At 35.2% G+C, this 8,088-nt stretch carries 7 protein-coding genes; all 7 read right to left on the bottom strand.

The features are described from left to right. Positions 1–71: 71 nt before the first annotated feature. Complete coding sequence (locus AB1630_08410) at positions 72–2,150, bottom strand: CARDB domain-containing protein (GenBank protein ID MEW6103815.1); 2,079 nt, start codon at positions 2,148–2,150, stop codon at positions 72–74. Continuing rightward, positions 2,147–4,027, bottom strand: coding sequence for a DUF2079 domain-containing protein (locus AB1630_08415; GenBank protein ID MEW6103816.1), 1,881 nt, complete (start codon positions 4,025–4,027; stop codon positions 2,147–2,149). The genes AB1630_08410 and AB1630_08415 overlap by 4 nt, the downstream gene beginning before the upstream one ends. Before the next feature lie 4 nt (positions 4,028–4,031). Then, on the bottom strand, positions 4,032–4,793 hold the full coding sequence (locus tag AB1630_08420; GenBank protein ID MEW6103817.1) for a hypothetical protein: 762 nt from the start codon (positions 4,791–4,793) through the stop codon (positions 4,032–4,034). Further along, positions 4,790–5,095: a hypothetical protein gene (locus AB1630_08425; protein MEW6103818.1), complete on the bottom strand. Its 306-nt coding sequence runs from the start codon at positions 5,093–5,095 to the stop codon at positions 4,790–4,792. The genes AB1630_08420 and AB1630_08425 overlap by 4 nt, the downstream gene beginning before the upstream one ends. 110 nt (positions 5,096–5,205) lie before the next feature. Next, positions 5,206–6,360, bottom strand: a complete 1,155-nt coding sequence (locus tag AB1630_08430; protein MEW6103819.1) for a hypothetical protein — start codon at positions 6,358–6,360, stop codon at positions 5,206–5,208. Then, a complete protein-coding gene (locus AB1630_08435; protein MEW6103820.1) occupies positions 6,357–7,100 on the bottom strand; it encodes a hypothetical protein in 744 nt (247 codons plus the stop codon). Before AB1630_08435 ends, AB1630_08430 begins: the two co-directional genes overlap by 4 nt. Continuing rightward, the coding region (locus AB1630_08440; GenBank protein ID MEW6103821.1) for a hypothetical protein at positions 7,049–8,088 on the bottom strand (1,040 nt) is incomplete at its 5' end. The genes AB1630_08440 and AB1630_08435, both read right to left, overlap by 52 nt.

Genomic DNA, 8,088 nt, shown 5'->3' on the forward strand with positions numbered 1-8,088 from the left:
TGCATTCTATATAATATATCGGCATTTTTGAGAGGAAACCTTAAGAGGCTTTTTTTGCGAAAAATATTTTCTTATTTTCCAGGAAGGCTTGATAATATAGCCTTTATAACTTCACCGAGAATTGCTACCAAAACATCAGGCTCAGGATTTGCATCCCATCTTAGCCATACCGCAGAGTCTTCTGGTGTTGCTATAAGCCCGGTTGGTGCAGAAGGAGGGGTTATGTCTAGGATAACAATTATGGGCAGGGATGGTTTGCTTTCATTACCATTTTTTATGGCAATGGATGTTACGGTATTTGTTCCTTCAAAGATAGAGGTAGAACTAAAGCTAAAGCTTCCATTTTGGTCTGATGTAGTTATGTCAAACAAAATCCCATCCAGGAAACCTTTTATTGTAATACTTGGACTAGCATCCCCTTTTGCTGTAATAATGGGATTATTTGTCCAATATGTCTCTCCATAAATGGTGGGTTGTGTAATAAGGGGTGGGTTAACATAGAAAGAATCTGGAATAGCCTTTGCAGGAATAGAAAGTTCACTCTCAAGACCATTCTCATCTACAGCACTTACCCAGTATGTGTATTCTATTCCATTTGTAAGATTTGTATCCCTAAAGAAGTTTCCCCTTATTAGCTTTTGAATCCTTACCTTTCCTCCACCATTGCTCCTGTAGAGATTATAGGAAATATTTTCCTCTCTTTTCCATAAGAGATCAACAATAGTATCCCCTGGGATTGCAGTTAATTCCTCTGGTATTCTTGGCTTGATTTTTCCTCCAATCGTAATAGTGCTTGAATTATTGCTTTCATTAGATTCCTTGATGATGTTCTCTGGGTCAACAATGCAAGAAAATGTATTGGTTCCAGAAGATAGTGGGTATATAAAGTAGAATGATTGATTCTTTCCACCCTCAAGATTTAAGGAAATATCCCTAATATGGATGGATTTTTTATAAAAAGAGAGAATTATTCCATTTGCATCTGCCTCTCCTCCATTATAAACCGTAAGGATGATAGTGGCAGATGTTCCTTCTTCAAGAGAAAAGCTAATATGGGGAAAAAGGTCAGGAAGGGTTTTTACCGTGAGGTTCTTTGTTAAGCTGTTATTTGTTTTATCCCTTTCGTTTATAATGGGTTCTATCTCTACGATTATCTTATGGATTCCTGAGGTAAAGGTTGCAATTATGGTTATAGTTGATGTAGCAGAAGGGGGAATAAGGGTTAGGGATTGGGGATTAGGGATTGGAGAAAATCGTATGGTGGTTGTTCCCGATATACTTCCACCAATGTTTTTAATAATGGCAGTAATTGTGGTTGTTTCTCCCTCTAAGGGAACCTGGGGGTCAAAGAGGATGTCTTGGATTGTTAAATCAGATGCAGCATCCTTGATTGCCCTTAGACATAATGCTGTGGTAAATGGGTCATTATCCCAGGAACCATTGGATTGTTGGTTGTTTAGGATGTAATCCAGCAAATCTTGTTTCATTATTGCTTGATACATCAGGGCTTTCTCCCATAGGGTTTCTGGGGTTTGTAAGATGAGCCAATTTGATGCCTTATTGATTGCCTCTTCAAGGTAATAATCTTTGCGGTATTGGTTTAGGGTAAATAAGGCAAGACCTGTAAGATAAACATTGCTTTCCTGTAATCCAAACCCACCATCATCATTTTGGTTTGATGTAAGATACCAAAGGGCAGATTCAATCACCGTAGTATCAGAATAGTTGGCAGATTTAAGGGCAGAGAGAGCAAGAATGGTATCCAAACAATCACTTTCATAGCCAAGAGCTATTCCAAATCCCCCATCTTCATTTTGAGAGGCTGTCAGCGTGCCAACAAGTTCTGTTGTATCAGAGCCATAGTCAGCCAAAACCTTAATCTTTTGTGAAAGATAGCGAGAACTAAAGATTTGCTCCTTTTCAATCCAATTTATCGCATTGGAATAGGCAATGTTTCTTGTTCCTAAATAATTCAGGGTATCAGCTACAATCCCTGTTGCCTCAAATGGAGTTGTAAGATTGCTTGTCCAACTTCCACCAGGGCTTTGACTTTCATTAAGCCAGATGACCCCTTTATTGATGGCTACCTCTTGAGCCTGTAATGAAAACAGACCCAAAACCAAACTTAATGCTACAAATTTAATCTTCATCTCTTTACCTCCTTAATTTTTCCAAAAAGATATATGCCATTTTTAGCAAAGATAAGCTTAAAATCCTTGTCTTTTAAGAGCAGATTAAGTGCTTGGAAAACTTGGTCTATATATACCCATGTATTTGGTTTTATGTTTAGAATAACATAATCAGCCTCTTTATATTTATCCAATCCAAGAATGGTCTTTCTTTTAGAAAGATAAGGACCTAAATCAGATGAAAAGGAAACCTTTGCTTTGTCTGGAACAATCTTTCTTATCATAAAGAATGTCTTTGCATTCTCTGGGATTTGATAGTCTTTAAGATTAAGAGGGATGGAAAAAATGGTTTTGTGTTTTTTAAATTCATAATTTCTCACATCAAGGGTTAGTTTTAAAGGCGGAAAGCCAAGGTAATAATTGGATAATAAGGATAAAGAGAGAATATAGCCAAAAAAAGCAAGGGGATGTTTTCCTACTTGGGGAAATACCCTCGTTATATTTGCTACCCCATAAATCCCTGCAAGTAAAACAATGGGAATAAAAGAGGCAGAATGTCCGCTTAATAAAAAGTATTGAAGGGTGGTGGAAGAAAGGCTTTGAAGGAGAAATTCAGGAATAGCTAGCACAATTATAATGCTTGTAAGAGAAAGAAAACCCAAAGGAACTAAAAGATAAATGAGGTTATTAAACATTATAAACCTTTGTTCAAATGGTAAAGACAAGATAATAGCTTTGGGATGAAACAGAAGATTTAAGATTATCTCAGAAAAGCTTTTACCTAAAGAGCTATATCTTCCAAGATGTGGGTATCCAGAAAATGCTTCTTTTGATGTTACCTCCCTTATATATGGCATCACTACACCTACTGAGAGGTATGCCCAAGCAAGACCTATTGCAATGGTTATAAAGCCAATTCCCCTTCTCCTTTTTATCAAAAGAATGTAGAAACCAAGAAATATTACAATGATAGAGATATTTTCCTTAATCATTAGAGAAAGAAAGAGAAAAAGAAAATAAAGCTTCCATCTTTCTTTCTCAAGAAAGAAAAAGCAAAACAAAAAAAGTGGAAGGAAAAGGGTTAGCTTGCGGAAATCAATGAGATTTATCCTGCTGGTCATCGGATAAAGGAGATAGGCTAATGAAAATGAAAGAGCAAGAAATGGATTTTTTAATTTGTACTTTGCAATCATATATAATGGAATTGCTCCTATTCCAATAATTAGGGTTTGAAGGATAAGAAGGGTTAGGGGATGGGGGAAAATCCAATAAAATGGAGCAAAAATAATTATAATCGGAGAAAAATGCTCACCCAGAAAGTTATAGCCAAGCATTTGAGAATATAATTGCTTTCCGTGAATTGTATACCAGAAGATTTGATTAAATATAGTAAGGTCTCCGCACTTCATTATACTCAAATGGTAATAGTTCAAAATTAAGAGGAATGAATAGATGGAAAAATAGAGAAGAACAAAAATACCAAGGATAAGATGTCCATAATTTTCTTTTATTTGAAATGGTCTTACAAATGAAGCCTTAATAGAAAGGACAATACTTGTGATAAGGATAAAAAAGAAAAGCTTATAAAGAACAATATTTGGGAAAGGAAGTCTTTCAAGAAAAAACAACAAGGGATATAATAATAAAAATGGAAAAAAGAAAATTGCATCCTTAGACAATATAGAAAAAAATGAAGAATTATTAAGCCTTGAAACTATGAAGGAAAATCCTATCCAAGCAAATAAGAAGATAAGGATATATAACCTGCATTGTAAAAATGAAAATTCATCGTTTTCCAATGATGATATAAACAAATAAAAATTTGAAGCTGAAAGACCAACTATAATTGTTTTTATTACCAAAAGAATAAAATTTTCCCTGCCTTTTTCCTCTTTCATATCATTAATCTTGCTGTTCTTTCAGGAGCTTTTGGAATTCGCCTTCGGGAACCGCTTTATAACCTCCTATAAAATTTACATATCTCCATTTAAAAATAAATCCATGAGGCTTACCATCCCATGTAAGCATAAAGTTAGGATTATCTGTCGTTCTATACCTTTTTTGTGTCCATTCATAGGGAATATGGGTATTTGGACAGATAAGATCTTTTCCTAACTTAAACTTAAACTTTCCACCATATATTTCTACCCAATCACCTTGAACTGGATAATATCCATTGTGAGTTCGAGAATATTCCGTAGCAGCCACACACACTATTCTATCTGAATAACAACCTACAAATGTACTCAATCTATGTTTACCTTCTAAATAAAAGATTATCCATAAAATAAAGATCAAAGTAAAACCCGCCACCGATAAAACCTTAAAATAATTTTTTTTAAACTTCAAACAAAAAAGTAGTCCTATTCCATAATAGAAAAAGAAGGACAATAAGATAGACAAATTTATATCGAAGGTGTATTTATCATTGTGTATCTCGAATCTATGTGTATATCTCAGCGTATAAAGATACATTATAAATAAAAAAGCACCTGCAGAACCTGTAAAAAGCAGAATTTTACTAAATAATCTTTTTATTTTTTTAGAAAGGATATATGCTAAAACAAATGGAAAAACAATCGCAGCACACCTAGTAATTACTTCACACAAACCATACAACATCAACATATCTTTATTGTTTAAAATATTTGTTAGGATGTTCATTTTTTATGTAAATTTTCTTTTATCCATTCTCCTACTTTAGTCTTTTCAATTCTATAAGGAACATCTATATTTATTTTAATGTTATTCCCAAATGTTCTTCCTAAATAGTTATATTCCATGTCATTTAGAGATTCTTCTGGGTTTAAAAAATCATAAATAATAGCAAGTGTGGGATCTACAGCATTGCTAACAAAATGGTCTTTTCTTCCATCTCTATCGGGATCATTTGGGTAAAAAACCTCAAACCCTGATTTAAAACTAGAAACTACGTGGGGCTTATGTTCAATGGTCTCATCTCCCATCCATCCATCTTCTCCATCATAATGGTTATTTAACCATCGTGGTCTTTCTTTTCTTGGACCACTATTACCTAACAAACCAAAATACCAGTAATAAACACCATTCCAAACACTCAAATCATATAAAGCATGCAAAAAGAAGCTTTTTCTAAACTCATCTTCTGTCCATTGATCTGCCAGATACTGAGCAAAAGCAGCAAAGTATTACAATCATCATCTTTAGGTGTTCCATCTAAATTGGTAAGAGTCTTGGCATAGTCAATAGCCTTTTTCTCTATTTGGTATAGTTCAAAATAAGCTTTAAGCAAGTAAGCAATCGTAGCCAAAAACATCCCCCCACTTACATCCGCTATCTCATACCTTGCCTCTCCGGTTGTTGGGTTTTGGATGATGTAGCCTATACCCTGCCAGCCAAGATAGTTAATGCTTGATTGGGGGCATTTGGCTATGTTTCCTGCATTGATTGCATTTTTTATGTCTTGTTTGGCAAGGCTTGGGATGTTGAAGCCATCAACTATGCTTACATTAGAAGCATCTATATCATAAATTGGGATATTGCTTTCATTTGCTATCTGAATAGCTTTAATGGCAGAAATTGCTCCCTCTCCATACCATTTTTCCCAGATGTTATGCTCTAATGTAGATGAGGTATAGCCTGAGATGGTCATAAATTCTTTTATCTTTTCTTGAGAGCCAATTACCGCACAGATGTTTCTATCAGCATCAATGGATAAACCCCTGATGCTCATTGTATAGGGCATACCAAAGAGATAGTCTACATCTGCCTCAAGAAAGAGATTGGCAGAGCATATTTCCTTAAAGTAGGGAAGATGAAGGAAGGATGAGGCAATCTCATCCATTATTCCCACTTGACCAAAAAAGGTTTTGCCTTGGAGAAAGAGAAAGTCTCCGGCAATTTCTTCTTGGATTATTCCATCCTTAAGGAAATCAGGGCCTTTGGTTTCTATGTTTGCAATGAGCCTTTTTCCAAGGTTTTCTCCACATTGGCTTGAGAAGGAAGGCCAGGTTATACAAAGGTTATAGAATTCACCAGCAATGATGTTGTTGGTTATCCTTTCTAATGGTTGATTTGGAATAATTATCTCAATGGCTAGGGTTTGGTCAGAACCTGCCTCAACAGGATTACCGATTGCCTTTTCTTCCCCATCTACCTTTATTGCTGGAATAAGCTCAACTAGGTAGCAGGGGTAATTGTATGGGCTTAGGTCAGATTTATAAGAGAGGGTTAGCCTTTTTTCAGATTTCATTTTTGTTTCGTCTCTCCTTGTTGTTCTTTTAGGAGCTTTTGGAATTCTTGTTCGGGAACTAATTTTACCTCTTGGCCACCATGCATAAATGCCACCCTTCTCCACTTAAAAACAATTCCATGTGGTTTTCCTTCCCAGAAAAGCATAAAATCAAAATTTGAATCTAAATCAGCACTCGCTGGGTTTCTTGCCCATTCATATGGGACTCCGGTAATAGGACACTTATAGGATTTATATTTTTCAAATGCCATTGCGTAATCTCCTTTTTCTTTAATTGTATGAGCTAAGACACTAAACCTATCTCCACAACTACATAGAGTTGCTACTTTTTTAGCTCCATCTAAAGCAAAAATTATCAATAGATTAAAGAATAAAAGCCAAATAGCAATTTTTAACCTTTTTGCTCTCCGAATAAAAAGGAAGAACAATATATTAAAGACGGAAATGAAAAGAATAGAAAGTATATCATAAGTAAATCTTGACTTAGGGATGAGTTTTATAAGTGTTATTGATAGATCAAATAGCAATGCAATCAAAAGGTACGGGAGCTTTATTTTCCATTTTTTGCCTCTACTAAAATCAATTGCCACAACGAATGGAAGAATAAAAAAGAAAAATAGGAGAAGTATAGATAATAATAGAAAAAACGGGCTCCATTCAAATAAAAAATATGTTATGGCATTCATCTCTATTTTTCCAATTGTATATATAGTGGCCCATGCAAATATTCCGTAATCCAATCCCACACTTCACTAAAACCAAGGGAAATTTCGCCACTTCTTATCTTATCTCCAAACTCTCTACCTAATGCATTATATTTTAAATCATTCGTTGATTCTTCTTTTCCTACTTCTATTACCCATTCAGTAACAGGACCTAATATTTTACTTGCTATCTCGATAATATAAGCCATGTTTCCTCCCAAAGCATTACTGACAAAGTGATCTTTCTTTCCTGTAACACCTTCAGCCATAGCAGGGTCTTTTAAATCATAAACTTTATAACCCCCTGTGAAAATAATCTTTGTTTTTTCATCATAGCTTCCTTCAAAATGGGTATTTAGCCACAATGGCCTTAATATTCTTGGTCCTGACCAACCCAAAAGACCGAATTGCCAGAAATACCAATCATCACTAACGCTCAAATCATACAAACTACATAGAAAATACTCTCTTTTCTTAAGAAAATCTGTTGGTTCTTTGAAATACTCATTCCATCTAATTGCCAAATCTTGGGCAAAACTTGCAAAGGCTGTGCAATCATCTGGGATTGGGTCTCCAAGCGGCGTAGTTAGTTCTTTATGGGCATATTCTATAGCTTTCATTTCTATATCCCAAAGTTCGCTATAAGATCTTCCTGATGGATTTGTAATAAGAATTATCCCCCCACTCACATCCGCTATCTCATACTTTCCCTCTCCGGTTGTTGGGTCTGTGATAATGTAGCCTATACCCTGCCAGCCAAGATAGTTAATGCTTGATTGGGGGCATTTGGCTATGTTTCCTGCATTGATTGAGTTTTTAATGTCTTCTTTGGCAAGGCTTGGGATGTTAAATGTATCCACTATGCTTACATTAGAGCTATCTATGTCATAAACAGGAATATTGCTTTCATTTGCTATCTGAATAGCTTTAATGGCAGAGATTGCACCCTCTCCATACCACTTCTCCCAGATGTTATGCTCTAAGGTAGACGAGGTATATCCTGAGATAGTCATAAATTCTTTGA

The sequence above is a fragment of the bacterium genome, assembly GCA_040753555.1.
Classification (GTDB): Bacteria; UBA9089; UBA9088; order UBA9088; family UBA9088; genus JBFLYE01.

Excerpts from the sequence above, each read along its gene's own strand:
- AB1630_08410 (MEW6103815.1), bottom strand. The coding sequence starts at position 2,150 with ATGAAGATTAAATTTGTAGCATTAAGTTTGGTTTTGGGTCTGTTTTCA.
- AB1630_08415 (MEW6103816.1), bottom strand. The coding sequence starts at position 4,027 with ATGAAAGAGGAAAAAGGCAGGGAAAATTTTATTCTTTTGGTAATAAAA.
- AB1630_08420 (MEW6103817.1), bottom strand. The coding sequence starts at position 4,793 with ATGAACATCCTAACAAATATTTTAAACAATAAAGATATGTTGATGTTG.
- AB1630_08425 (MEW6103818.1), bottom strand. The coding sequence starts at position 5,095 with ATGGGAGATGAGACCATTGAACATAAGCCCCACGTAGTTTCTAGTTTT.
- AB1630_08430 (MEW6103819.1), bottom strand. The coding sequence starts at position 6,360 with ATGAAATCTGAAAAAAGGCTAACCCTCTCTTATAAATCTGACCTAAGC.